Below are 25,228 nucleotides of genomic sequence, written 5' to 3'. Positions count from 1 at the left end.
CGCTATTCGAGGAAAACGGTGATTGAGCTCTTGTATAGATCGGTTCGCGGGGGAAAGACACGGAGACCGCACGGCAGCTCGTAGGGGTTGCGGTCCCTACAATCCGGGAAGCTGCCGTCGCGCCGCGGCCTGTCGCACACATCTTCACATTCGCCCACGACGTCGACCACACAATCGTCGAGCGAGTCCCCGCAGACGCGCGGGATGGACGTCTGTCCGGGCGCGAGGCACGCGTAGCGGCGCTGCTCGGCCAGGAAGACGTTGCCGTAGTAGGCCGCCTCGGCCTCCTCGTACTCCTCCCGTTCCGTCGACGACGCCTTGAGCGCGCTGCTCTTGCCGCGCAGCGAGATCGTCACGTGCTCGCCGCGGTGGTTCACCCGCGCGAGCAGGCACGCAGAGACCCACTCCTGGCAGTTCTCGTCGCACGAGCCGCGCCGGCTGCCCCACTCGGGCGCGAGGCCGAGCTCGCCGTCGAACTGGTAGGACTCGCGACCGACGTCGACCACGATGTGGTCGTCCTCCGGGAGCGCGCAGCTCACGATGAAGCTGAGCAGCTCCCTCGACTCGGGATCTCGGAGCGCCTCGCTCGTGAACGAGTTGCCCATGAGCGCGTTCCGGGTGAGCGCGTTCCGTGTCAGCGCATTCCGCGTGAGCGCATTCCGCGTAAGCGCGTTTCGCGTGAGAGCGTTCCGCGTCAGCGCGTTGTGGACCAGGAGCTCCTGCTGGGCCTCTTCCACCGCCTCCTCGTCCCCAAGCTCGGTTGAGGCGACACAGGCGATCTGTGCGGTCGATGCAGCCACGCAGACGATGAGAGCAATCTGACGCGCGAGTTCCATAGTCTTAATCTCTTCTACACCACGGCCAATCAAGGATTCAAATATTTTATCTTGCTTTTTTCCGAAGCATGTTTCTACACACATGCGTGACAGGCATCCCGTGGTCAGGTGCCGGGCGTGGAGATACGCAGGGCGCAGCACTCGCGCGCACCTCCGAATCGGCGGGGACGCGACTCCGCGCCTAGGCGCGGAGGTACGCTAGCGCAGCGCGCGCGCGCACCTCGGGCTCGAGAAAGCCGCCGAGCCGCGCCCAGGCGCGGAGGTGCGCTGGCGCGGCGGGCGTGCACGCTGGATGCGAGAAAGCCGCGGATTCGCGCAGGCGCGGGAGATCGCCGGGCCGCGCGCGCCTCCCATCGGATGAGCGCGCGCGCCCGCGTGTGGGTGAGAGACTTACGCCAGCTTCTTGGCCAGGAGCGTATTGACCAGATCCGGGTTCGCCTTGCCGCCGGAGGCCTTCATCACCTGGCCGACGAAGAACCCGATCAGCTTCGTATTCCCCGCGCGAAAGCGGGCGACCTCGCCGGGATGACCGGCGATGATCTGGTCGACCATGCGCTCCAGGGCGCCGGAGTCGGCGACCTGCCGGAGCCCCTTCTGCTCGACGATCGCCCTCGGACTACCGCCTCGCTGCACCATTTCAGCGAGCACGTCTTTCGCGATCTTTCCGGAAATGGTCCCGTCATCGATCAGACACAATAACTCGCCCAGCTGCGCACCTGAGAAGGGCAGGTCGCCTGCCTTCCTGTCCTTCAGCTCGCGCGAGAGCGAGTGAATGACCCAGTTGGCGGCGCTCCTCGGGTTATCGTGGACGGACACGGCCTCCTCGAACAGCCGGAGCAGGCCGTCGTCTTCGGCCAGGACGACCGCGTCGTCGCCGGGGATGCCGCGCGCCTCGACGAGGTGCCTGGCCTTCGCGGCGCGCGCCGGGTCGAGCCGCGCGAGCCGCTCCTCGAGCGGCGCGCGCTCGGCCTTCGGCTTCGCGGGCTGCGCCTTCGCGGCGGCGGCCTCGGGCGCGGGCGCCGCGGCCTGTCCCGCCGCGGGCTTCTGGTCGGCGATCTTCGACCACGAGTCCTTGAGCGCCACGGTGCGGTTGAACACGGGCGCGCCCGGGGCGGAGTCGATGGGGTCCACGAAGAAGAACCCCTGGCGCTCGAACTGGACGTGGCTGCCCCGCTCCGCCGCGGCGAGGCTCGGCTCCACCCGGCACCCGGTCAGCGTCACCAGCGACGTGGGGTTCAGGTGCTCCTTGAAGTCTCTCCCCTCCTCGCCGGTGTCGGGCCGCTCCACCGTGAAGAGCCGGTCGTAGAGCCGCACCTCGGCGGGGATCGCGTGGGCGGCCGACACCCAGTGGAGCGTCCCCTTCGGCTTGCGGCCGTCCGGCGCCTCTCCCCCCTTCGTGGCGTGATCGTAGGTGCACCGGAGCTCGACCACCTCGCCCGTGGTCGGGTCTTTCACCACCTCGCGGCAGGTGATGAACCCCGCGTACCGGAGCCGCACCTCCTGCCCGGGCGCGAGGCGGAACCACTTCTTGGGCGGGTCCTCGAGGAAGTCGTCGCGCTCGATGTAGAGCACCCGGGAGAAAGGCACCTTCCGGGAGCCCTGCCGCGGCACGTCCTCGGGCCAGTAGGGCGCGTCGAGCTCCTCCACCTGCCCCTCGGGGTAGTTCTCGAGCACGACGCGGAGCGGGCGCAGCACCGCCATCACGCGCGGGGCGCGGAGGTTCAGGTCGTCGCGGACGCACGACTCGAACTTCGCCATGTCCACCATGCTGTTCGTCTTGGCGACGCCGATCTCCTCGCAGAAGGCGCGGATCGCCTCCGGGGTCACGCCGCGGCGCCGGATGCCGGCGATGGTGGGCATGCGCGGGTCGTCCCAGCCCTTCACGTGCCCGCCCTTCACGAGCTCGAGCAGCTTGCGCTTGCTCATCAGCGTGTAGCTCAGGTTGAGCCGCGCGAACTCGTACTGCCGGGGGCGGGACGGGACGTCGAGGTGCTCGATGAACCAGTCATAGAGCTCCCGGTTGTTCTCGAACTCCAGCGTGCAGATCGAGTGGGTGATCCCCTCGATCGCGTCCGAGAGGCTGTGGGCGAAATCGTAGAGCGGGTAGACGGACCAGGCGTCGCCCGTCCGGTAGTGGTGCGCGCGCTTGATGCGGTAGATCGGCGGATCGCGCATCTTCATGTTGGGAGAGGCCATGTCGATCTTGGCCCTGAGCACGTGCGCGCCCTCCGGGAACTCCCCTCTTCGCATCCGGGCGAAGAGGTCGAGGCTCTCCTCGACGGACCGGCTCCGGTAAGGGCTCTCCCGCCCGGGCTCGGTGACGGTGCCACGGAACTCGCGGGTCTCGGCCTCGCTCAGGCTGCACACGTACGCCTTCTGCTTCCGGATGAGCTCCACCGCGAACGCGTACAGCCGCTCGAAGTAGTCCGACGCGTAGAAGAGCTTGTCGCCCCAGTCGCCGCCGAGCCAGCGCACGTCCCGCAGGATGGACTCGACGTACTCCACGTCCTCGGCGGCGGGGTTCGTGTCGTCGAAGCGCATGTGGCACGCGCCCCCGAACTCGCCCGCCAGCCCGAAGTTGAGCAGGATGGACTTCGCATGTCCGATGTGGAGGTAGCCGTTCGGCTCGGGCGGGAACCGGGTGACGACCCGCTGGTGCCTGCCCGCGGCGAGGTCCTCGGCGATGATGTTGCGGATGAAATTGGAAGGAACGGCGCCGCTCTCGCCGTCGTTCGGTCTCTGGGTCGGCGTTGTCACAGCTCTTCTCACCTCGGCTCGGGCGACGCGGCCGGGCGAGACCGGGCGCCGACGCCCGTGCGGAGCCTACTCGAACGGCACCTCCTGGACCACCGCCGAGAGGGCGGCCCCGGCCGTCGGCCCGGGCGGGCCGGGCGGGCCGGCGACCACGCGCCCGGGGCGGCCCCGGGGGCTCAGAACTGGGCGGCCTCGGTCGACTCGTGCAGCGCCAGCGTGGACGCCGCGCCGCCGGAGATCACCTGGGCGACCTCGTCGAAGTAGCCCGTCCCGACCTCGCGCTGGTGGCGCGTGGCGCTGTAGCCGAACTGCTCGCCGGCGAACTCGGCCTGCTGGAGCTCGGAGTACGCGGACATCCCGCGGCGCTGGTACTGCCGGGCGAGCTCGAACATGCTGTGGTTCAGCGCGTGGAACCCGGCGAGGGTGACGAACTGGAACTTGTACCCCATCGCGCCGAGCTCGCGCTGGAAGCGCGCGATCGTCGCGTCGTCGAGGTGCTTCTTCCAGTTGAACGACGGAGAGCAGTTGTACGCGAGCAGCTTGCCCGGGAACTGCTTGTGCATCGCCTCCGCGAACCGCTTCGCCTGGTCGAGGTCCGGCGTCGACGTCTCGCACCAGACGAGGTCGGCGTAGGGCGCGTAGGCGAGCCCGCGCGCGATCGCCGCGTCGAGGCCGCCCTTCAGCACGTAGAAGCCCTCGGGCGTGCGGTCGCCGGTGATGAACGGCTTGTCGCGCGGGTCCACGTCGGAGGTGATCAGCTTGGCGCTGTCCGCGTCGGTGCGGGCGACGAGGATCGTCGGCACGCCCATCACGTCGCTCGCGAGGCGGGCCGCGACGAGGGTCCGGATGAACTGGCTCGTCGGCAGGAGCACCTTGCCGCCCATGTGCCCGCACTTCTTCTCGGAGGCGAGCTGGTCCTCGAAGTGCACGCCCGAGGCGCCCGCCTCGATCATCGCCTTCATCAGCTCGAACGCGTTCAGCGGCCCGCCGAAGCCGGCCTCCGCGTCCGCCATGATGGGGGCGAGCCAGTGGCGCCCGGGCTTGCCCTCGGCGTGCTCGATCTGGTCGGCGCGGAGCAGCGCCTGGTTGATGCGGCGCACGAGCGTCGGCACGCTGTTCGCGGGGTACAGGCTCTGATCGGGGTACATCGTCCCCGCCTCGTTGTTGTCGGCCGCCACCTGCCACCCGCTCAGGTAGATGGCCTTGAGCCCGGCCCGGACCTGCTGCATCGCCTGGTTCCCGGTGAGCGCGCCGAGCGCCGCGACGTACGGCTCGCTGTGCAGGAGGTGCCAGAGCCGCTTCGCCCCGAGGGTCGCGAGCGTGTAGTCGATGCGGACGGTGCCGCGGAGGCGCGCGACGTCGGCCTCAGAGTACGGGCGGACGATCCCGTTCCAGCGGCCAGGGGAGAGATCGCTCGGCGTCGCGTGCAGCGCGTCGGCGGGGTGCGACGGGTTCAGCGGGAAAGCAGCGGACATGACTCGGCTCCTCGTGCGGTTGGGGTTTCGGGCGGCGGCTGCCGCTCGGTTGACATCAGATCGCGGGCTGCGAGCGCTCTGCGCTCCCGGGCTTGGCCCTCACGATCAAGAGCTCGTAGGCAGGCAGGGTGAGGAACTCCTCGAACGTGTCGCCGATCGACAGGCGCTCGAACAGCGCGCGCGCCTCGGCGAAGCGACCGCCGTCGAAGCGCGCCTCGCCGAGCGCGCCGCGCAGGGCCGCCATCTCGCTGTCCATCGCGGCGCGGAAGCGCTCCACGGTGAGCGGCGCGCCGTCGTCCAGCGTCGCCTTGTGGCGGATCCACTGCCAGACCTGGGTGCGGGAGATCTCCGCCGTCGCCGCGTCCTCCATGAGGTTGTAGAGCGGGACGCAGCCGAGGCCGCTGATCCACGCCTCGAGGTACTGGACGCCGACGCGGATGTTGTGGCGCAGGCCGGCCTCGGTGCGCGGGCCCGCGGGGACCTTCAGCAGATCGGCCGCGGCGACCTGCACGTCCTCGCGCTTGCGATCGATCTGGTTCGGCGCGGGCATGTGCGCGTCGAACACCTCGCGCGCGAGCGGCACGAGCCCCGGGTGCGCGACCCAGGTGCCGTCGTGCCCGTCCTTGACCTCGCGCAGCTTGTCCGCGCGCACCTTCTCGAGCGCCGCGCGGTTCGCCTCGGGGTCGCTCTTGATCGGGATCTGCGCCGCCATGCCGCCCATCGCGTGCACGCCGCGACGGTGGCAGGTCTTCACGAGCAGCTGGGTGTACGAGCGCAGGAAATGCTGCTCCATCGTCACCTGCGAGCGGTCCGGCATCACGCAGGACGGGTCGTTCCGCAGCTTCTTGATGAAGCTGAAGATGTAATCCCACCGACCGCAGTTGAGCCCGGCGGAGTGCTGCCGGAGCTCATAGAGGATCTCGTCCATCTCGAACGCCGCGGGCAACGTCTCGATGAGGACCGTCGCCTTGATCGTGCCGGCGGGCAGGCCGAGCGCCTCCTGCGCGAAAAGGAAGATGTCATTCCAAAGCCGCGCTTCGAGGTGACTCTCCATCTTCGGCAGGTAGAAATACGGGCCGGTGCCGCGCCGGACGAGCTCACGCGCGTTGTGGAAGAAGAAGAGCCCGAAGTCGAAGAGCCCGCCCGGAAGCGGCTTTCCGTCGAGCTCCACGTGCCTCTCCCAGAGGTGCCAGCCGCGCGGGCGCACGAGCAGGGTCGCCAGCTTGTCGCCGAGGGCGTAGCGTTTGCCTGTCGCCGGATCCTCGTAACGGAGCTCGCGGCGCGCCGCGAGCCGCAGCGCGGCCTGCCCCTCGATGAGGTTCTTCCACGTCGGGGACGTCGCGTCCTCGAAGTCCGCCATGAACACGCTCGCGCCCGAGTTCAGCGCGTTGATGATCATCTTGGGATCGACCGGCCCCGTGATCTCCACCCGCCGGTCGAGCAGGTCCTCCGGCAGCGGCGCGACCGTCCAGTCCCCCTCGCGCACGTCCCGCGTCTCGCGGAGGAAATCGAACCGTTCGCCCTTGTCCAGCCGCGCCTGCACCTCGCGGCGGCGGCCGAGCAGCGCCGGCACCCGGTCCGTGAATTTCCGCCCGAGGCTCGCGAGGAAGCGAAGGGCCTCGGGCGTGAGCACGGCGTCGTCGCCCGCGACCCGGGGGCCGAGCAGGCTGAGGTTCAAGGTCTCATGAAGGTGGCTCATCCGCATCTCCTGCAACGCTGCGCGTCGTTACAACGAACCTATGATTGTCCACTGTGTTTCAGGGTCAACTTCCCTTTGAAATCCAGGCAGATAACGATGTTGACAAAAGACCTTTACAGGTTGTCAACGAGTAAACTATTGTAAATTTCCACGACCGGATCCCGGGTCTACACGCGGGTTCAGTAAGTCAAGCTACGTTCGGGAGGGTTCTCATGGCCGATGCACCTCTACTCGGAGCCAAGGTCCGGGCGCTCCGGCGTCGTGAGCACATGACGCAGGTCGACCTCGCGGATCGACTCGGGGTCTCAGCGAGTTATCTGAATCTCATAGAAAACAACCGAAGACCGTTGACCGCACCACTTCTGATCCGGCTGGCTCAGGTATTCCAGCTGGATCTCCAGACGTTCGCGTCGGAAGAGGACGTCCGGCTCACGGCCGACCTCCACGAGGTCTTCGGCGATCCCATCTTCGAGAGCCACGGGCTGACGAACGCGGACCTGCGCGAGCTCGTCGCGTCGTCCCCGAACGTCGCGCGCGCGGTGCTCACGCTCTACCGGACGTACGCAACGACCCGAGAGTCGCTGGATACACTCGGGGAGCGGCTGGCGGGCGACGGGTTCGTGGGGGTCGACAACTCGCGCCTGCCGTCGGAGGAGGTCAGCGACCTCATCCAGCGCCGGATGAACCACTTCCCCGAGCTCGAGGAGGGGGCCGAGGTGCTCTGGCGGGAGGGGCAGCTCGACGCTGACGACGTGTACCGGGGGCTCGTCCGGTACCTGCAGGCGACGCGCGGCATCGACGTGCGCATCGTGCGGGTCGCGGACGAGCGCCAGGCGATGCGGCGGTACGACCCGGACCGGCGCGTGCTCAGCATCTCCGAGGTGCTGCCGCCCCGGAGCCGCCGCTTCCAGCTCGCGCACCAGGTCGGCCTGCTGACGCAGTCGTCGGCGATCGACCGCGTCCTGCGCGACGAGAACCTCACGACCCCGGAGTCGCGCGCGCTCGCCCGCGTCGCGCTCGCCAACTACTTCGCCGCGGCCGTCCTCATGCCGTACCAGCCGTTCCTCGAGGCGGCGCGCACCGAGCGCTACGACATCGAGCTGCTCGCGCACCGCTTCGGCACGAGCTTCGAGCAGGTGTGCCACCGGCTGACCACGCTCCGCCGCCCCGGCGCCGAGGGCGTGCCGATGCACATGGTCCGCATCGACATCGCCGGCAACATCTCGAAGCGCTTCAGCGGCTCGGGCATCCGCTTCGCGCGGTTCAGCGGCGCGTGCCCCCGCTGGAACATCCACACCGCGCTCATGACGCCCGGCATGATCCGGGTCCAGCTCTCGCAGATGCCCGACGGCGCCGTCTACTTCTGCATTGCCCGCACCGTGCGCAGCGATCGCGGCGGCTACCACGTGCCGCACACCGTGCAGTCGATCGGCATGGGCTGCGACGTGCGCTACGCCCGCGAGCTCGTCTACGCCGACGGCGTGGACCTCGACAACATCGACGCCGCCGTGCCGGTGGGCGTGACGTGCCGGACGTGTGAGCGCCTCGACTGCGCGCAGCGGGCGCTCCCGTCGCTGCAGCACCCGCTGCGCCTCGACGAGAACCGCCGGGGCGTCTCGTTCTATGCGCCCGTCGGCAAGTGATCAGCCCTGTCGGCCGAGCAGCCCGTTGAGCGTGGACACGAGCCGGGCCACGTCGACCGGCTTGACGAGGTGGGCGTGGGCGCCGGCGGCGCGGCTCTTCTCGCGGTCGTCGTCGCCGCCGAAGCCGCTCACCACGATGATCGCGCGCGGCTTGGTCTCGAGCGAGGCGGCGAGCTCGATGCCGCTGCCATCCGGGAGCGACACGTCCGTCACCAGGGCGTCGACCGTGCGCTCGGCGAGCGCCGCGCGCGCCGCGGCGCACGAGGGCGCCGCGCTCACGCGGAACCCCCGGCGGCGGAGCGCCATGCCGAGCAGCGACGCCGTGTCGTCGTCGTCGTCGACCACGAGGACCAGGGGAAGCTCGTCGCTCATCGGCCGGCGGCCTTGTGGTCCGCTTCCTTCAGGGGCCACTCCAGGGTGATGCGCGTCTCCGCGCCGGTGCGCTCGGCCCGCGCCGTGCCGCCGTGCGCCTTGAGCACGCCGTCGATGACCCGGACGGGCAACGCGCCCTCGTCGAGCGGATCCGAGTCGGGCAGGAGCGCGGCCTGGAAGAGCTCCTCCACGGTCGCCGTGTCCGCGTCGCTCGTGAGCACCACGCGCGCCTTTTCGCCGTGGGCGGCGAGCTCCACCGCGACCCGCGACCGGGCGGCGCGCAGGGCGAGCATGAGCGCGTCCGCGAGCGCCGCGGTCATCGACGGGGCGTGGGCGAAGCCGCGCAGCGGCGCGAGGTCGAGCGCGACCGTGACCTGGCGCCTGCCGTACACGAACGACGCCTCCGACACGGCCTGGCGGACGAGCGCCTCGAGGTCCATCGCCTGCACCGGGGCGTCCCCCTGGCGCGCCAGCTCGGACGCGGCGGTGTAGCGGTCGGCGAGGCGGAGCAGGCGCCGCACGCCCCGCCGCGCCATCGTGAAGAACGCGGCGTTCCGAGCCGTGGCCTCCCCGCCGAGCGCGCGCTCGAGCTCGTCGAGCGCGCCGGCGACGACGCCGGCGGGTCCGCGGACGTCGTGCCCCGTGCGGGCGAACAGTTTGTAGACCGACTCGGGCAGCGCCTTTTCCGTCATTCTTCTTTCGTGCCTCACGCCTCCGTCAGCTCAGGGTAGAGCTCGCCGATCCTGGCGAAGAGGCAGCCTTGTCCTTGTCTGGGCCTTCGTCACCCCCCGAGCCATCCTGCTCGCCGTAGCGCTCCAGCTTGCGGTAGAGCGTGCGCCGGTCGAACCCGAGCATCTGCGCGGCGCGCGACTTGTTGCCGCCGACCAGCGCGAGCACCCGCTTGATGTAGCGCTTCTCGAGCTCGTCCATCGTCATGATCTCCGCCGGCTCGTCGACGGCGACGACGAAGCGGTCGGGCCGGTAGGCCTGGACCTTCTCGGGCAGGTCCTCGACGGTGATCTGCTCGAAGCGGGCGAGCGCCACCGCGCGTTCGATGCTGTTCTCCAGCTCGCGCACGTTGCCGGGCCAGTTGTACGCGGTGAGCTTCTCCGCCGCCGCGGTCGAGAGCGAGAGCACGCCCTTGCCGCTGCGGGACGAGAACTTCTCGAGGAAGTGCATCGCGAGGTGGAGCACGTCGGTCCCGCGCTCGCGGAGCGGCGGCAGGTCGATCTTCACCACATTGACGCGGTAATAGAGGTCCTCGCGGAACCGCTTCTCGTACACCTCGGTCTCGAGGTCGCGGTTCGTCGCGGTCACGATGCGCGCGTCGAAGGGGATCTCGGCGTTCGAGCCCACCGGCCGCACCTTCCGCTCCTGGAGCGCGCGGAGCAGCTTCGGCTGGACCTCTAGCGGCATCTCGCCGATCTCGTCGAGGAAGATGGTGCCGCCGCTCGCCTCCAGGAAGAGCCCGGTCCGCTGGGTCTTGGCGTCGGTGAAGGCGCCGCGCGCGTGCCCGAAGAGCTCGCTCTCGAGCAGGGCCTGCGGCACGGCGGCACAGTTGACGGCCACGAACGGCCCGGGCCTGCCGCTCGCCTCGTGGATGGCGCGCGCGATGAGCTCCTTGCCGGTGCCCGTCTCGCCGTGCACGAGGACGGACGCGTCGCTCCGCGCGACGCGCCCGATCAGGTCGTACACGCGCTTCATCGCGGGGCTGCGCCCGACGAGGCCCTTGGTCTGCTGGACGTCGTGGGCGGCCTCGCGGAGGCGCCGCACCTCGGAGCGGAGCCGCCGGTGCTGGACGGCCCGCGACACGGTGAGGCCGAGGAGGTTCGAGTCGAGCGGCTTCGTGACGAAGTCGAACGCCCCGGCGCGCATCGCGGAGATGGCGGTCTCCATGCTCCCGAGCGCCGTCATCACGATGACGAGCATGTCGGGCCGCGCGCCGAGGATGCGCTCGCACAGCTCGAGCCCGCTCATCTCGCTCATGCCGACGTCGGTGAGCACGACGTCGAAATCGTCCTCGCTGACAAGCTCCAGCGCGCTCTTGGCGGAGGTCCTCGCCGCCACCGAGAATTCCTGCCTCTTGAGGAGGGCTTCGACCAGATCGCACGTCGCTTCGTCGTCATCTACGACGAGTATCCTGCCGCTCATCGCGTGTCCTTCCCCGGCAGCTCTATAGGTCGACCGCTGCCTGCAGTTGCAGGGAACGTGCCACGGAGGCACCTCGCTATCAAGCCCAGCCAGCTCAGCGCTGCCGTTCTTTCACGTGACGTTTCGCCACACCTGGGCGTTCTTGCCTCAGCGGATGCTCCGCGTCGAGTGCTGCTCCCCCGGACGTGGGGGGCGGAGCGCTCCCCGGGGAGGTCATCCGCCCCGGCTGACGGCGTCGGAGCCCTGGAGGCCCGCCTGCCTCCCGGTAATGTCGCCGGCGGCCGGCCTTTCCAGGCATGACCGTCCTGTTTTTCTTCAACGACCGCGCGCCCTGGTCAAGGGACCGGGGGTCGCAGGGGCGGGCGAGCTTACGGAAGAGCGGAGTGAATCCGCGCCATTGGCCACGACGGACGCACCGTGGGTGTCGCGTGGGCTGGAGCCCTCTGGCGCGGCTGGTGAACATTTCATGCGATCCGGCTGTTCCGTGTTCGACATAGTTCAGCTCGGAGCGTCGCGGCGGCTGAGTCTGGCGAGGTTCCCGGCCTGGAGGGGCGAAATTGCACAACCAGGCTCACATTCCGCGTGAGGGCCAGCGTTCCTCCTGGCTGCGGCACGCGGCATGGAGCTTGCTCGGGCGTGCTCCATGATGGAGAGGGGGCGACGCGGCGGGGTGCGGGGCGGGGAGCGCCTCGCAATCGCTGAGTCCGGCGCCTCCTGGACCGAGTGTGCAGCCTCGCTGGGCGCGCGGATGTGTGATGTCGAGATGCTGATTCAGCGGCCGGGCGAGCCTTCTTCGAGCTTTCAGTCGCGCTTGCGGGACAAGCTTGGTCTCCTCGGCCGCGTGAGCGCGGCCATCCTCATCGCGGCGGCGTCCTCGAGGGAGCTGGTGCTCCGGTCGTCGCTGCTGCGCGTGCTGCTCGGCGGCGAGCCGCTGCGGGGTGTTGCGCACCTCGCGGCCTGAGCGCTGCGCGACGCCGGGCGGACAAGACTCCTCTTGACCAGAACTCAGGACCTCCGACCTCAACCTCCGTTCTTTGGGAGAAGAATGCATGAAAGCGACCCAGCTCTTGAAGGGGCAACACCGCGAAGCCGAGAGGCTGTTTGATCTGGCGCTCTCGGGCAAAGGCGATGTCCAGCGGGTGACGGACGAGCTGACGAAGCACCTGCTGGCCCACATGCTCGCCGAGCAGGTGGTGCTCTTTCCGGAGCTGCTGGCGATCGAGCCGGATCTCATCGGAGGGGCTTGCGAGGAGCACACGGTCGCTCGGTTCGAGATCCGGCGTGTGGTCAACACGGCGCCGGAGGATCCGAGCTTCAGGAGCAAGCTCATCGCGCTGAGGGATCTCGTGGCGCACCACGTCGTCGAGGAGGAGAGGGAGCTCTTGCCGAAGATCGAGGTGGAGCTGACGGAGGACGTGAACGAGCGGCTCGGGCAGCAGATGCTGGAGCTGTACGACGCGCTCGTCGCGCACTCTCACCGCAGCCATGGTCCGGCCGTCGCCCCGGTGCGCACGGCGACGGCGGCCTGACGGCCGGCGCCTCTGCCCGGGTCGTCTTCTCCCCCTTCAAGTCGAGTTCTGCGAGGCTCTCCAGCGCTCCCCCGAGCGCTTGAGGGGTGTCGTGCGTTCAGCGCCGGCGGCCGGCGTCTCCGTTCTCTTTTGTCATCGTCTCTCGTCTTTCGTCTCTCGTCTTTCGTCTCTCGTCCCTCGTCTTTCGTCTTTCGTGCACGTCCTCGTGATCGTGATCGTGATCGTTACATGCACGTCCTCGTGCACGCTCCGGCCTGCTCGTCCTCGCCGATAACGGGTGAGCGGGCTAGCGCACGATCGATCACGAGCACGATCACGAGGACGTGCACGAGGGACGAGAGACGAAAGACGAGGGACGAAAGACGAGGGACGGGGGACGGGGGACGAGGGACGAAAGACGGGGTGGGGGGGATGGCGGCGGAGCTCGCGAACAGGGGAACGTCGTGCCTCAAGGGGTGGTCGCTGGCGCGTCGCCGGGGCCGGTGGGTCCCCCATGGGAAGGCCCATACCCATGAGACTCCCCATACCCGAGATCCTCCGGAACCATCCTGTCCTCCCGGCTCGGCCCCGCCGACGAGGAAGCGCTCGTCGCCCCCTCGTCCGCGAGCTCGTAAATCCCGCGCTCGAGCTCCATCTCTTCGAGCCCCGAGCCGCAAGCTCGGCACGGCGCCGCCGCCGTCGACACAAAGATGTACCTCCGGCCGCAAGCCTTGCAACGGAGCTCCCGGATCATGGCTTCCTCCGCCGGCTCAGCTCGGCCTGCCCTTGCGCGTCGCCTCCTGGGCCTCGCGCAGCTCCTCGCCTTCCGGACCGTCCAGCGCGCGGGCAGCCTCCTCGGCGCCCTCCTCGATGTGGCCGCCCTTCACCGACCTCTCCACACCCTCGCGGTAGCGCCGGTCGGCCGAGTGGTTGCCCTCGCCCTCGATCTCCGTGGACTGCTTCTGCTGAGAAACCTTCTGATTTTCCATGGGATCCTCCTGATGTCAGCAATTCGTGAAACCGACACGCCTGCGCTCAGACGCGCCGCCTCGCTTCCTGGATGGCGCGATCGAGCTCCTCGACCTGCTGCGTGACGACCCTCCTCACGTCATTGAGGTTCGTGCTCGTCGCCGCGTCGAGGTCGCGCAGGCTCCTGCGGACCGCCTCCGACTTCTGCTCCAGCTCCTTCACCAGCTTGTCGGCCTCGACCTTGGGCATCTTCTTCTCGAGCTTGGCGCGGAGCTCCACGACGTCCTTCTCGAGGTTCTCGACCCGGCGCGTCGTCGACTCGCGCACGTCGTCGCGCGCCTTCGCGAGCTCCGACTGCGCCTCCGCGCTCTTCTCGCGGGCGTCGATCGCGGCTTCGTTGAGCTCCTCCGCGGCCTCCCGCAGCGCCTTGTCGGTCTCCCGCTCCGCCCGCTGATCGATCTCGGCGACCTTCTTGTCGAGCTCGCTCGCGACCTCCGCCGCCTTCTGCTCCGCCTCGCGCTGCGCGCGCTCGGCCTTGGCCTGCGCCTCCGTCGGAGACTCGCAGCCCGCGAAGACGCTCATCACAACGGCGAGGGGAAGGAACGTACGAACGGTCAACATGGTAATCTCCTCCGGTCTGGGTGGGGGCTCGACCGCGAGCCCGAGCGAGCGTCGAACGCGACGCAACAGCCCATCGGGGCAGCCCAGGACGGGTCTCTCGATGCCCGGGATGGTCTCTCCACAGCGTGTTGCGACAGCCGTGCCACCGGGAATCGCCGCGGCCGCTCGTCCCGGCGAGACAAATCGCCTCGATCGTGGCCTGCAAGCACGTGCAAACGGTCATGACAGGACAGAGAACGACAACGCGCAACGCGTCGCGTCATCGCCTGGCGCCGCGGGGCGACGCCAGCAAGGGCCGCGGCTCGACGCGGCAGGCGCTTCGGCGCCTGCCGCATCGAGCCAGGTCCTGAACGGGGTGGGGGTGACGTGGGGATCGCGCAGAGGCGAGCCGGAAGGCCGGCGGGTCAGGCCCTCTGCGCGAGGACGTGAGGGCCTGTGGGAGAAGGTCCCCTGGAGCGCGCGAGGGCCGGAGTGGAGCGGGTCAGGTCGGGACGCGGCGGCCCAGGACGAGCGAGACGAGCGCCAGGACGAGAAATACCACGAAGAGGAGCTTCGCCACCGAGGCAGCGCTCGCGGCGATGCCGCCGAAGCCGAAGATCGCAGCGATGATGGCGATGATAAAGAACGCAACACTCCAACTGAGCATGATAACCTCCGAATTGGGTGAATTGATGTTCCAGCGTGGTGATAAAGCGCTGTTGCCGCTATTGCAGCGGTCGTGCCGGCGAGGTGCCCTGTCGACGAACACCGCAGCGCGCCCGGGCGCGACGCAGCGCGCGTCGGGCCCCGCTCACCGATACGCGCAGGGACAAGGCCTGCGGCAAAATGCCTCGTTCGTGTCGTCGCGCACCGCTCACTGCCCGGCTCCGGCGCTGCTCAGGCCGGGCACAAGGATTGCTGGTTCTCCTTCGTGTGCGCGTGAGGGCGAGGCCGGGCCCAGGGAGGCTTCCATGTCGAGGTCGACCGCGACGGCCAAGCCGGGACAGCTGTTCCGCGAAGGCCGTGGTCGTCCGTCCGCCGCCGCGCGGGCCGCGCTGGCGCGGCGCCTTGTGGCGGCCGCTCAGCTCGCCGAGTATGTCGTGCTCGCAGCCGGCCCTCCCGGACGATGTCGCCTAGGAGTGCTCGCTGATCGCTGTCCGGGACCCTGACGGCGAGGTCTGCCGGGACGAGGTCCACGCCGCGCACGATCCGATCATGACGACGCCGCTCCCCACGATCATCAGGACCCGCCGCGACGCCATCATCGACCGGTTCGTCGGCGAGCTGCGCAGGCGGAGCTCGATAGCTCGAGAGATGCCGAAACCGCTGCTCATCAACGCGCTGCCGAGCTTCCTCGACGAGGTGGCCACCAGCCTGGAGAACGGCGCCCCCACCAGCGGCAGCGAGGACACCGCGCGCGAGCACGGCGAGGCGCGGTGGGAGACCGGCTTCGACCTGGACGGGATGGTGCGCGAGTACGGCGTCCTGCGGCGGGCCATCCTCCGCGAGATCCACGACGCCGGGGTGACGCCGAAGCTGAGCGATCTGGAGGCGCTCTTCGAGCGCGTGGACGCGGGCATCGCCAAGGCGGTCAGCGAGCACACCCGGCTCCAGCTGGAGGCGCTCGAGACCGAGCGCAAGCGCACCGAGCTCGAGCGGAGCAGGACCGCCGCGCTGCTCACCCAGGCGCCGGCGCCGCTCTGCCTCCTCAAGGGCGCCGATCTCGTGTTTCAGCTCGCGAACCCGCTGTTTTGCCAGGTGGTCGGCCGCGACGACCTCGTCGGCAAGCCGCTCATCGAGGCCGTCCCCGAGCTCCGCGGGCAGGCGCTGCAGACGCAGCTCGAGGCGGTGATGGCGAGCGGCAAGCCCAGCGTCGCGAACGAGCTCCCGGTGCGGATCGCGCACTGGACCGGCGAGATGGTGGAGCGGCTGTACAACGTCCTGTGCAAGCCGGTGCGCGACGTGAACGGCGCCCTGGAAGGCGTCCTGGTGACGGCGTTCGACGTGACCGACCAGATCGAGGCCCGCCGGAAGGCGGAGCGCCTCGCGCTCGAGCTCCAGCAGAGCGTCGCGCAGCGCCTGCGCGCCGAGCAGGCGCTCCGCGTGAACGAGGAGCGCTTCCGCAAGGCGCTCCGAGGATCGCCGGTCATGGTGTTCAACCAGGATCGAAACCTCCGCTACACCTGGATGCACAACGCCTTCGGGAAGTCGGAGCGCGAGGTGCTCGGGAAGACCGACGCGGAGGTGCTGGAGGATCCCGAGGCGGCGCGGACGCTCGAGCGCATCAAGCGCGAGGTGCTCGCCAGCGGGGTCGGCCAGCGGCGCGAGATCGCCCTCCACGCCGGCGGGCGCGCGCAGCACCTCGATCTCTCGATCGAGCCGCTGACCGACGACGGGGGCGAGATCGTCGGCATCACCTGCACGGCCGCGGACATCACCGAGCGCAAATCGATCGAGCAGGCGCTGCGGGCGAGCGAGGCGCGGTTCCGCACGGTGCAGGAGGCGTCGCCCGACGGGTTCATGATCCTGCGCAGCGTGCGCGACGCGTCGGGATCGATCGCCGATTTCGAGTGGGTCTACGTGAACCCGGCCACCGGGCCGATCGTGGGCGGCCGGGGCAAGGACCTCGAGGGCAAGCGCCTGTCGCAGGAGATGCCGGGCAGCGCGCTCGCCGGCGCGTTCGCGACGTACACGCGCGTCGTGGAGACGGGGGAGGCCGCCCGGGTCGAGATCGCGTGCGCCCACGAGGGCGCGCCGCAGATCTTCCGGGCCATCGCGGTCGCGCTGGGCGACGGGGTCGGGATCTCGTTCCACGACATCACCGAGCAGAAGCGGTCCGAGGCCGAGCGCGCCCAGCTGCTCGATCAGGAGCAGCGGGCGAGGCAGCACGCCGAGCAGCTGAACCGGCTGAAGGACGAGTTCCTCGCGACCGTGTCGCACGAGCTCCGGACGCCGCTCCAGTCGATCCTGGGCTGGGCGCGCATCCTCCGGACCGGCGACGTGGACGCCGAGTCGCTCGACCGGGGGCTCGTCACGATCGAGCGCAACGCGAAGGCGCAGTCGCAGCTCATCGAGGACGTGCTCGACGCGTCGACGATCATCGCGGGCAAGCTGCAGCTCCGGACCGATCCGGTGGACGTGCGGCAGGTGCTCGCCACGGCGCTCGACCTGGTGCGCCCCGCCGCGCTGGCGAAGGGCGTGTCGGTGAACGCCTGGGTGGTCGACGACGTGGGCATCTTCCTCGGCGACGCGGATCGGCTCCAGCAGATCGTGTGGAACCTCCTCACGAACGCGGTGAAGTTCACGCCGTCCGGGGGTCATGTCCGGGTCGGGGCCCGGCGCGTCGACGCGCTGCTCGAGGTGGAGGTCGAGGACGACGGCGAGGGGATCCCGAAGAGCTTCCTGCCGTTCCTGTTCGAGCGGTTCCGGCAGGCCGACGGGGGGATGACCCGCGCGCACGGCGGGCTGGGGCTCGGCCTCGCGATCGTGCGCCACCTGGCGGAGGCGCAGGGCGGCACCGTGCACGCGGACAGCGAGGGCGACGGCAAGGGCGCGCGGTTCCGGGTCCGGCTGCCGATCCGCGCGGAGGCGCAGCCGGCGGCGGCGTCCCCGCAGCGGCGGAGCAGCGACGCGCCGACGGGCTCCGCGCGCCGCGTGCTTGAGGGCATCCGCGTGCTCGTCGTCGACGACGAGACCGACGCGCGCGAGCTGCTCGGCATCATCTTCGTGCGCGCCGGGGCGATCGTGCGCGAGGCCGCCTCGGCCAGCGCGGCGATCGAGGCCCTCCGCGCGGGCGAGTTCGACGTGCTCGTGAGCGACATCGGCATGCCCGGGGAGGATGGCTACGCGATGATCCGGCGGCTGCGCGCGATGGGGCCCGAGGTCCCCGCGAGCGGCATCCCCGCGCTCGCGCTCACCGCGTACACCCGCATGGAAGACCGCCGCCAGGCGATCGCCTCCGGCTTCCAGATGCACCTCGCCAAGCCGATCGAGCCGAACAGCCTGGTCACGGCGGTGGCGCACCTCGTCGGCCGCGGCGGCAGCCGGGGCAGCTGGCCTTGAACGTCGAGGTCGCTCGCGGCGCGCTGCGCGCCGCGATTGGCCGTCCGGAGCACCCGCGCGCACCTTGGCGCACTCAGCTCTTCCCGGCGCCGCGAGCCGACGGTACACTGATCTGCACGGGACCGTACTGCGCCGGGACGGAGCACCTGGAGGCCTAGGCGGCCGCGGTCCAGTTCCAGTGCGATGCGAGCCGTGCGCGGCATCCAGAAATTAAGTGAGCCGGCCTCCAGCTCTGTTGCCAGGGTCCTGCCTCACGTGCAGCGTTGCTCTCGTATGCTATCGACGGACCAGCGTTTGCCCCTCCAGCGAGGACGAGGATGGACGGTAAAATCCTGAATATTGTCTTGATCGAGGACGACACCGTCGACGTGATGAACGTCCGCAGGGCGTTCGAGAGGGGCAAGATCACGAACCCGCTCTGGGTGGCGGGCGACGGCGTGGAGGGGCTCGATCTGCTGCGCGGCACCCAGGTGCCCCGGGATCGGCGCCTCGTCCTGCTCGACCTGAACATGCCGAGGATGAACGGCATCGAGTTCCTCCGCGAGCTCCGGGCCGACGTCGCGCTCAAGGCGACGCCCGTGGTCGTGCTGACGACCTCGAACGACGATCGCGACAAGGTGGACGCATACGACCTGAACGTCGCCGGCTACCTGCTCAAGCCGGTCACTTTTCTGAGCTTCGTCGAGCTGATGACGGCACTGAACCGGTACTGGACGCTCGTGGAGATGCCTTGAGCCAGAGGTCGGTTCGTCTGCTCGTCGTCGACGACGACACCGTGGATCGGATCGCGATCTTGCGGGCGCTGCGGAGCGGCCGCGTCGATGCGGAGATCAAGGAGGCCGATTCCGTCGATTCGGCGCTGGCGGTGCTGTACGAGCAGCAGATCGACTGCGTGCTGCTCGATTTCTACCTGCCCGGGGGCGACGGGCTCACGGTGATCGAGGCGGCCCGCAAGGCGAGGCTGACGGCGCCGTTCATCATGCTGACCGGGCAGGGCGACGAGTCGCTCGCCGTCGATCTGATGAAGCGTGGCGCGGCGGACTACGTGCCGAAGAACCTGCTGACGCCCGAGCGGCTGGTGCAGAGCCTGCGTTACGTGCTCCGGCTGAACGAGGCGGAGCGCCGCGAGGACGAGGCGCGGCGGGCGCTCGCGCGGCACGCGGGCCAGCTCGCGCAGCTCACCGAGGCGACGCTGCGCATCCACCGGTCGCTCTCGCTGAACGAGCTCATCCAGCGGACGACCGACGAGGCGCGGGCGCTGCTCGACGCGAACGTGGCGGTCGCGCGCCTGGCGGCGCGGGGGGTGGCGCAGCGGTCGATGACGGGCCTGTCGCTGTCGGAGGAGTACGCCGCGCGGGAGGATCGCGACGCCCTGCGCGAGATCGCGTGCAGCCTGATCGAGCGGCGGAGCACGAGCGTCCGGCTGACGGGCGACGAGATCCTCAGCGACCCGACGTGCGCCGACGTGCTGTCGCGCGCGCCGGCGGAGCTCTACCCGCGCTCGCTGCTCGCGGCGCCGCTGCGCGGCCGGGACGGCCAGTGCATCGGGAGCATCCAGCTCCTCGACCGCCGCGACGGCCCGTTCGTGGAGAGCGATGAGGTGCTGCTGACGCAGCTCGCGCAGTCGGCGTCGGTCGCCCTCGAGAACGCGCGGCTGTACAACGAGGCGCAGGCCGCGACCCGCGCCCGGGACGACCTGCTCGCGATCGTCTCGCACGATCTCCGCAACCCGCTCAACACGATCGCGATCACGGCGTCGCTCTTGCGCAGCGATCTGCTGCAGCGGAAGGCGGGCGAGGAGGACGACGCCGTGCAGCTCGTCGATCGCATGGATCGCGGGATCCAGCGGATGACGCGGTTGATCGAGGATCTGCTCGACGCCTCGCGCATCGAGGCGGGGCGCCTCGTGGTGTCTCCGCGGGTGGAGCGGGGCGGGTCGCTCGTGCGCGAGGCGATCGAGGCGGCGGCGTCGCTGGCGGAGGCGAAGGGGTGCCGGGTGACGCAGGGCCCGCTCGACGCGGGCCTGGAGGTCCTCGCCGACCGGGATCGGGTGCTCCAGGTCTTCTCGAACCTGCTCGGCAACGCGCTGAAGTTCACGCCGAAGGGCGGCGTCGTGAACGTGTCGCTCTGCCGGGTCGCGGACCTCGCGCGCTTCTCGGTGGCCGACACCGGCCCGGGCATCCCGCCCGAGCACCAGCCCCACCTCTTCGATCGGTACTGGAAGGCGGCGCAGGAGTCGCGCACCGGCGCGGGGCTCGGCCTGTACATCGCGCGCGGCATCGTCGAGGCGCACCACGGGACGGTGGCGGTCGAGAGCACCCCGGGGCACGGGACGACGATCCATTTCTCGCTGCCGCTCGCGAGCTGAACGCGCGCGTGGCCGAGGCCTCGCGGGAGTCGTGGCAGAGATGTCAACGGGAATCGGACGCCCCGCGCGGGCTCCGGCTGTGGGCTGGCTGATTCAGGTGGTCGTGAAGCCCCGTCTGTACGGAGTGCGCTAGGCGCGCACGACAGCGCGGCGCGTCAGGCGAAGCGCCGCGTTGCAGGCCAGGACCTCGCCGGACGCCGCGCTGTCATCGATGCGATTCAGTACACAAGGTTATTCCGGAGGGTGATGGTCGTCGGCCGCGCCTGGCCAGAGGCGATGAACCGCGGTCCTTCACCTCACTCGAGATAACAAGTTATCGGGCGCTCGCGGCACCGCGGCATTCGTCGACTCCCCACTTGGACAGAATGCGCTCGACGCCGTCGTCGCCCGCCCGCCTGGTTCCGCCTGTCAGAAGGCTTGGCAGGGATCACGACGAGAGAAGAGAGATTTCAACGCAAAGGCGCAAAGGCGCAAAGGCGCAAAAATACAAAGAAAATTCTGGTTTGCGCCTTTGCGTTGAAATCTCTCGAGATCCCTGGCCGGACGTGTGACGCTCGGAACTAGGAGATCTGACTCGGGATGAGTCAGCGAGGAGGATAAACTCGCGACCTCAGAGGGATGACAGACAGCCAATCAGTCCGGAGGACGATGACGTTCGTCTCCTCGCTCTCATCGCAGCGGGGCGACAGCATCTCACGGCCAGCGCTGCGCGCGCCGAATCACACGACGACGGCGCGCAACGCGCCCTGACCAGCCCGATGAAAGCGCGCTGTGGTCCCGTCCGGTGCGTCGGGGGGCGCCACTCCGCCGCGGCGCGTGCAGCCGGTGGGCACGGCCGATCGTTCGTAGGGCGCTCGGCAACGGTGCCGCAGGGCGGCACAGGTCATCCAGACCAGAACCTCACTCGGAGCGCCGCCAGCGACGGCTGAGGTAAACGCCGTCGGCCTCGGCAAGGCCGAGCAGAGGTCCTGAGGAAGCGCGAAAAAGAACGGGGAGTCGTAAAACGTAGGACGGAGTGCGAAGGGGGGGACTTGAACCCCCACGGTGTTACCCGCTAGCACCTCAAGCTAGTGCGTCTGCCAGTTCCGCCACCTTCGCCAGTGCGTTGCGGGACGGAACCTACCCAGCCGGCAGGGGAAGTCAAGTCAATCCTCGCAAGGTCCTCGCCAAGACGTCACATTGCGCGGAGTTCCGGCCCTCGACGCGCGCCGTCCCGGCCGACTGATCGTCGCCGCGCCGTCACATCGCGCCCACGAAAGCGCCGCCTGCTGCGCCGCGCGCCGCGCACTCCGCCCCCAGCAATCGCGTCGCGAGAGGGCGCAAGGTGCGCCCGGGCGAGCGCGTCAGCGGGTGAGCGCCTCGACGATCTCGCGGACCTCGAACGGCTTGCGCACCCAGGACACGCCGCAGTCGGGCGGGAGCGGAGCGGCCCCGGCGCTGCCGGACATGACCACGAGCCGCACGTCCGGGTTGGCGCTCCGCACCGCGGAGACGGTGCCGAGCACGTCCTGCTCGATCGGGGAGATGTCGAGCAGCGCAGCCTGGAACGGACCGCTGGCGAGCGCGCCCTCCAGCTGGACCGCGCTCCGCACGCTGACGATGCTCGCGCCCCGGGCCGTGAGCGCGGTGTCGAGCAGATCCACGACCGCCTCGTCGTCCTCGACCACCAGGATCCTGACGCCCTCGAGCACCGTCCCGGGGAGCGGCGACGTCGCGCTCTGCGGCACGGCCGGCGCATCCTCGACCTCCTCGTCGGACGGCGCGCCGCCCGCGGGCCGCGAGCCCTCGGCGGGCCAGCGCAGCTCGAAGCGGGCGCCCTCGTCCGACGGGACCAGCGCGAGCGCGCCGCCGGCAGCCTCGGCCAGCGCGGCGGAGTGGCGGAGGCCAATGCCGGCGCCGCCCGGGCGCGTCGAGACGCCGGAGCTCAGCAGCGTGGCGCGGCGCGACGGCGGGACGCCGGGCCCCTGGTCGGCCACGCCGATGACGACCGCGTCGCCGTCGCGCCTCGCGTCCACACGCACGGCGGAGCCGCGCGGCGAGAGCGCCACGGCGTTGAGCAGCAGGTTGGTCAAGATCTGCACGACCGAGGCGCCGCCGTGCACCGCGACCCGCGCGACAGCGGGCTCGATCGCCGCGCGGAGCGCGATCGCCGCGCGGCGCGCCTCGGGCTCGAGCCCGGTCACCACGTCGTCGATGATCTCGCCGAGCAGGCGCGCCGGCTCCACCAGCGGCGCCGACACGGCCTCGGCGTCGCCGGCCGGACGCGCCTCGGCGCCCGCGCCGATCGCCCGCCGGATGAGGCGGCGGGCGTCGCGCGCCCGGGACGCGGCGAGGCCGAGCGCGCGGCTCACCTCGGCGCCGTGCTCGCCCTGGGCCCGCTCGATGCAGCCCACGATCACCGTGAGGGCGTTGGAGACCTCGTGCAGTGCAACCGCAAGTTCCTGCGCCGACGGCAAGGAGGCCGCGCTCGCGCGCTCCTCCGCCGCGCGTTGCGCCGGGTCGCCGCGGCGAGAAGGCGCGACGCTCAGGCCATCCTCTGTTGCAGGCTCCGATGTCCCACCGCGCGTCAGGTGCGCCACGGGCGCTAGCCTATCTCGCTCCGCGCTGAGCTGGTACCGCCCTTTTTCGCTCCGACTTCACCGAGACGTCGAGGGGGGGAGCAGCAGGGTGTAGGAGCCGTCGAGCCCCGACCGCGCCTCCCCGATCTGGAGGACGCCGGCGACCTCCTCCCCCCGGGGGGTCGTGCTCTCGACCGGGAGCCAGGCCACGACCAGCGCGTCGCGGAGCGGGGCGCCCGCGTTGTCGCGGACGACGCCCTGCAGCACGACGGGGTAGGGCATGGTCAGATCGAGCTCGGCGATCGGGGCGTCCGTCGAGGGGACCGTGAGGCGCGGCCTCACGAGCCACGGGTAGGCGGAGCCCGAAGGCGGCCGGATCGAGAAGTCGAACTCCCCGGGGTCAACGCTCAGGGAGAAGCCGCCGTCCTGCAGGACCCCGGACGCCTGCCGCGGCAGCAACGGGTCGCGCTGCAGCACCCGGTCGAAGTAGCTCTTGGCCGCGCTGACCGAAGGGACGGCGAACACGGCCGCGCCGGCCATCTGCTCGCCCGTGGGCCCGCGAACACGGCCGCGCAGGGAGCCGGCCTCCGGGATGAGGATGGTCTGACCGCAGTAGCAGTCGGAGCCGGCGGGGACCTTGAGGATCTGCTCCGCCTTGGCCTTCGTCGCGTCGCCGCTCGGCTGCGCGTAAACGACGTACTCGCCGGGCGCGAGGGAAGCCACGAAGAGGCCGGTCTCGTCCGTCTCGGTGTCCAGCTTGTAGGCGGCGTTCTGGGCCTTCCCGATGACCGCGCCCTGGATGCGGACGGTGGCGAACACCGGGTTGCCTGCCATGTCGAGCACGCGCCCCTCCACGCGGCGCGCCTCGGCCTCGACCTCGAAGAGCGAGAGCGCCAGATCCTGCGTGGTCCCGTCGAGCGCGATCGTGTCGAGCTGCCAGTACATCGTGGGCCGCGCCTCGCCGTCCTTCGGCCGCAGCCGGATGATCGGGCTGGTCGTCGGGTCGGCCAGGTAGAACTTCACGCTGAAGGGGACGTCGGGCTGCGACTCGCCCTGCTCGAGGACGCCGACCTGGGAGATGACGCTGCCGGTGAGCGGCTCGAGCAGATCGAGCTTCCACCCGCTCACGTCCACGCCGCTCGGCACCTCCAGGTTGCCCGCCAGCACGCGCGGCGATCCGGCCATGATGTCGGGCTTCCAGACCGCGGGGATGTGCTGGTTCGGCAGGAAGATCGGCGGGGGGAGGTCGTAGTCACAGTCCGGGATCGCCTGCGGGACCATGTAGACGTGGTAGTCGCCGCTCGGGATCGCGAGCTCGAAGCGCTGGCTGCCGAAGCCGCTCGGCGTCGAGGTCGTCCAGTAGCTCTGCCCCTCCAGGCCGACATAGGGCGAGACGCGCCGGAACTCGACCTTGAGCGGGAAGATCCCGCCGTCGTCGTCGATGCTGCAGTACGAGCCGCCGACGTCCCACGTGGCGCTCACGCTCGCGGGCGGCGGGACGTTGACGTCGACGAAGTACACCTGCCCGGCGTCCGCGCGACGCGCGATGGCGATCTCCTGGGTCGAGAACTTGGGGAGATTGGACGGCTCGACGCCGGCGTTCGCGGCGCCCGGCCGGATCTCCAGGAAGAGCCCGTCGAGCTGGGCGCTGGTCGAGACACACGCGCGCTGCCCACCCACCTCGGCGCAGGTCGCCCCCGAGCCACACTGGACCGAGCTGTCGCAGGCGTTCGTCGGCATGGCCTCCATGCTCTCGAGGGGGATGCTGCACGCCGCCGAGGCGGGGAGGCAGCCGAGCAGCGCGACGCGCGCGATCGATCGCCGGCTCACGGCCCCCTCCGCGGCGAGCGCGCGCCGCCGAGGCGGCTCGGCTGCGATCGCCGTGCGACGATCGCGCGGGGCGGCTCCGCGGAAACATTGGCGGCCGGCCGGGGCCGAGCAGAGGCGAGCAGCGCGCGGTGCCCGAGCGGGTCCGCAGACGAAGAGGCACAGGAAGACATCAGGGCGAAGAAAGGCGAGGTTCGTGCCACGCGCGCGCCGAGGTCGCGGGCAGCGCGCGGCAGGCGGTCTGTCGGCGCGGCGGAGGGCGGCCCACGGCGACGCCGTGACAGGGATGTCGCGTTGAGACAGAGGCGCCGAGGGGGACAGACCTCAGCCGCTGCAGCGGGGTGAAGCTCGGGCGTGCACACGACGGTGGCCTCGATGAAAGAGGGGCTGCGGCGCGACGTCGGTC

Annotated in this window: 18 protein-coding genes and 1 tRNA gene; 6 read left to right on the top strand and 13 right to left on the bottom strand. The window is 70.2% G+C overall.

Going from position 1 to position 25,228, the window contains the following annotated elements; genetic code table 11:
• Positions 1 to 2: 2 nt before the first annotated feature.
• The 4 genes from WMF43_RS48140 to aceB all read right to left on the bottom strand — a co-directional run bounded on the left by WMF43_RS48140 (position 3) and on the right by aceB (position 6,764).
• The gene (locus WMF43_RS48140) at positions 3 to 836 is read right to left on the bottom strand and encodes a hypothetical protein (RefSeq protein WP_437675623.1); all 834 of its coding nucleotides are present in this window, start codon (positions 834 to 836) and stop codon (positions 3 to 5) included.
• 390 nt (positions 837 to 1,226) lie between these two features.
• Positions 1,227 to 3,593 carry a glutamine--tRNA ligase/YqeY domain fusion protein gene (locus tag WMF43_RS48135; RefSeq protein ID WP_437675622.1) on the bottom strand — a complete coding sequence of 789 codons (2,367 nt, stop codon included), beginning with the start codon at positions 3,591 to 3,593 and terminating at the stop codon, positions 1,227 to 1,229.
• 173 nt (positions 3,594 to 3,766) lie between these two features.
• The gene (aceA, locus tag WMF43_RS48130) at positions 3,767 to 5,065 is read right to left on the bottom strand and encodes an isocitrate lyase (protein ID WP_437675621.1); all 1,299 of its coding nucleotides are present in this window, start codon (positions 5,063 to 5,065) and stop codon (positions 3,767 to 3,769) included.
• A 55-nt stretch (positions 5,066 to 5,120) separates the two neighbouring features.
• Complete coding sequence (gene aceB, locus WMF43_RS48125) at positions 5,121 to 6,764, bottom strand: malate synthase A (RefSeq protein WP_437675620.1); 1,644 nt, start codon at positions 6,762 to 6,764, stop codon at positions 5,121 to 5,123.
• A 212-nt stretch (positions 6,765 to 6,976) separates the two neighbouring features.
• On the opposite strand from aceB, the gene WMF43_RS48120 reads away from it, so the two are divergent.
• Positions 6,977 to 8,407, top strand: coding sequence for a helix-turn-helix domain-containing protein (locus tag WMF43_RS48120; protein WP_437675619.1), 1,431 nt, complete (start codon positions 6,977 to 6,979; stop codon positions 8,405 to 8,407).
• On the opposite strand, the gene WMF43_RS48115 is transcribed toward WMF43_RS48120, so the two are convergent.
• Genes WMF43_RS48115 through WMF43_RS48105 form a run of 3 tightly spaced genes read right to left on the bottom strand, consistent with a single transcriptional unit; the run spans position 8,408 to position 10,930 of the window.
• Positions 8,408 to 8,779: a response regulator gene (locus WMF43_RS48115; protein ID WP_437675618.1), complete on the bottom strand. Its 372-nt coding sequence runs from the start codon at positions 8,777 to 8,779 to the stop codon at positions 8,408 to 8,410.
• Positions 8,776 to 9,471: a histidine kinase gene (locus tag WMF43_RS48110; protein WP_437684277.1), complete on the bottom strand. Its 696-nt coding sequence runs from the start codon at positions 9,469 to 9,471 to the stop codon at positions 8,776 to 8,778. The genes WMF43_RS48115 and WMF43_RS48110 overlap by 4 nt, the downstream gene beginning before the upstream one ends.
• Positions 9,472 to 9,496: 25 nt before the next feature.
• Positions 9,497 to 10,930, bottom strand: coding sequence for a sigma-54-dependent transcriptional regulator (locus tag WMF43_RS48105; protein WP_437675617.1), 1,434 nt, complete (start codon positions 10,928 to 10,930; stop codon positions 9,497 to 9,499).
• 763 nt (positions 10,931 to 11,693) lie between these two features.
• Between WMF43_RS48105 and WMF43_RS48100 the strand changes: the two genes are divergently transcribed.
• The gene (locus WMF43_RS48100) at positions 11,694 to 11,891 is read left to right on the top strand and encodes a hypothetical protein (protein ID WP_437675616.1); all 198 of its coding nucleotides are present in this window, start codon (positions 11,694 to 11,696) and stop codon (positions 11,889 to 11,891) included.
• Between the two features lie 88 nt (positions 11,892 to 11,979).
• Positions 11,980 to 12,459: a hemerythrin domain-containing protein gene (locus WMF43_RS48095; protein ID WP_437675615.1), complete on the top strand. Its 480-nt coding sequence runs from the start codon at positions 11,980 to 11,982 to the stop codon at positions 12,457 to 12,459.
• Between the two features lie 749 nt (positions 12,460 to 13,208).
• Here the strand turns inward: WMF43_RS48095 and WMF43_RS48090 are convergent.
• The 3 genes from WMF43_RS48090 to WMF43_RS48080 all read right to left on the bottom strand — a co-directional run bounded on the left by WMF43_RS48090 (position 13,209) and on the right by WMF43_RS48080 (position 14,674).
• Entirely contained in the window at positions 13,209 to 13,427 is a 219-nt protein-coding gene (locus tag WMF43_RS48090; RefSeq protein ID WP_437675614.1) for a hypothetical protein, read from the bottom strand.
• A gap of 46 nt (positions 13,428 to 13,473) precedes the next feature.
• On the bottom strand, positions 13,474 to 14,028 hold the full coding sequence (locus WMF43_RS48085; RefSeq protein ID WP_437675613.1) for a hypothetical protein: 555 nt from the start codon (positions 14,026 to 14,028) through the stop codon (positions 13,474 to 13,476).
• A 481-nt stretch (positions 14,029 to 14,509) separates the two neighbouring features.
• The gene (locus WMF43_RS48080) at positions 14,510 to 14,674 is read right to left on the bottom strand and encodes a DUF1328 family protein (protein ID WP_104986468.1); all 165 of its coding nucleotides are present in this window, start codon (positions 14,672 to 14,674) and stop codon (positions 14,510 to 14,512) included.
• Between the two features lie 548 nt (positions 14,675 to 15,222).
• On the opposite strand from WMF43_RS48080, the gene WMF43_RS48075 reads away from it, so the two are divergent.
• The 3 genes from WMF43_RS48075 to WMF43_RS48065 all read left to right on the top strand — a co-directional run bounded on the left by WMF43_RS48075 (position 15,223) and on the right by WMF43_RS48065 (position 20,437).
• The gene (locus WMF43_RS48075) at positions 15,223 to 18,069 is read left to right on the top strand and encodes a PAS domain-containing protein (protein WP_437675612.1); all 2,847 of its coding nucleotides are present in this window, start codon (positions 15,223 to 15,225) and stop codon (positions 18,067 to 18,069) included.
• A 317-nt stretch (positions 18,070 to 18,386) separates the two neighbouring features.
• Positions 18,387 to 18,803 carry a response regulator gene (locus tag WMF43_RS48070; RefSeq protein ID WP_437675611.1) on the top strand — a complete coding sequence of 139 codons (417 nt, stop codon included), beginning with the start codon at positions 18,387 to 18,389 and terminating at the stop codon, positions 18,801 to 18,803.
• Positions 18,800 to 20,437: an ATP-binding protein gene (locus WMF43_RS48065; protein WP_437675610.1), complete on the top strand. Its 1,638-nt coding sequence runs from the start codon at positions 18,800 to 18,802 to the stop codon at positions 20,435 to 20,437. Before WMF43_RS48070 ends, WMF43_RS48065 begins: the two co-directional genes overlap by 4 nt.
• Positions 20,438 to 21,453: 1,016 nt before the next feature.
• Here the strand turns inward: WMF43_RS48065 and WMF43_RS48060 are convergent.
• The 3 genes from WMF43_RS48060 to WMF43_RS48050 all read right to left on the bottom strand — a co-directional run bounded on the left by WMF43_RS48060 (position 21,454) and on the right by WMF43_RS48050 (position 24,825).
• Positions 21,454 to 21,535 (bottom strand) — tRNA-Leu (locus WMF43_RS48060).
• 245 nt (positions 21,536 to 21,780) lie between these two features.
• Positions 21,781 to 23,016 carry a hybrid sensor histidine kinase/response regulator gene (locus tag WMF43_RS48055; RefSeq protein ID WP_437675609.1) on the bottom strand — a complete coding sequence of 412 codons (1,236 nt, stop codon included), beginning with the start codon at positions 23,014 to 23,016 and terminating at the stop codon, positions 21,781 to 21,783.
• Between the two features lie 57 nt (positions 23,017 to 23,073).
• Positions 23,074 to 24,825, bottom strand: a complete 1,752-nt coding sequence (locus WMF43_RS48050) for a carboxypeptidase-like regulatory domain-containing protein (RefSeq protein WP_437675608.1) — start codon at positions 24,823 to 24,825, stop codon at positions 23,074 to 23,076.
• Between the last annotated feature and the right edge of the window lie 403 nt (positions 24,826 to 25,228).

The organism is Sorangium sp. So ce131 (assembly GCF_051519095.1).
Classification (GTDB): Bacteria; Myxococcota_A; Polyangia; order Polyangiales; family Polyangiaceae; genus Sorangium.
Note: the sequence above shows the minus strand (reverse complement) of the source record. Positions and strands in the feature narration are given on the sequence as shown.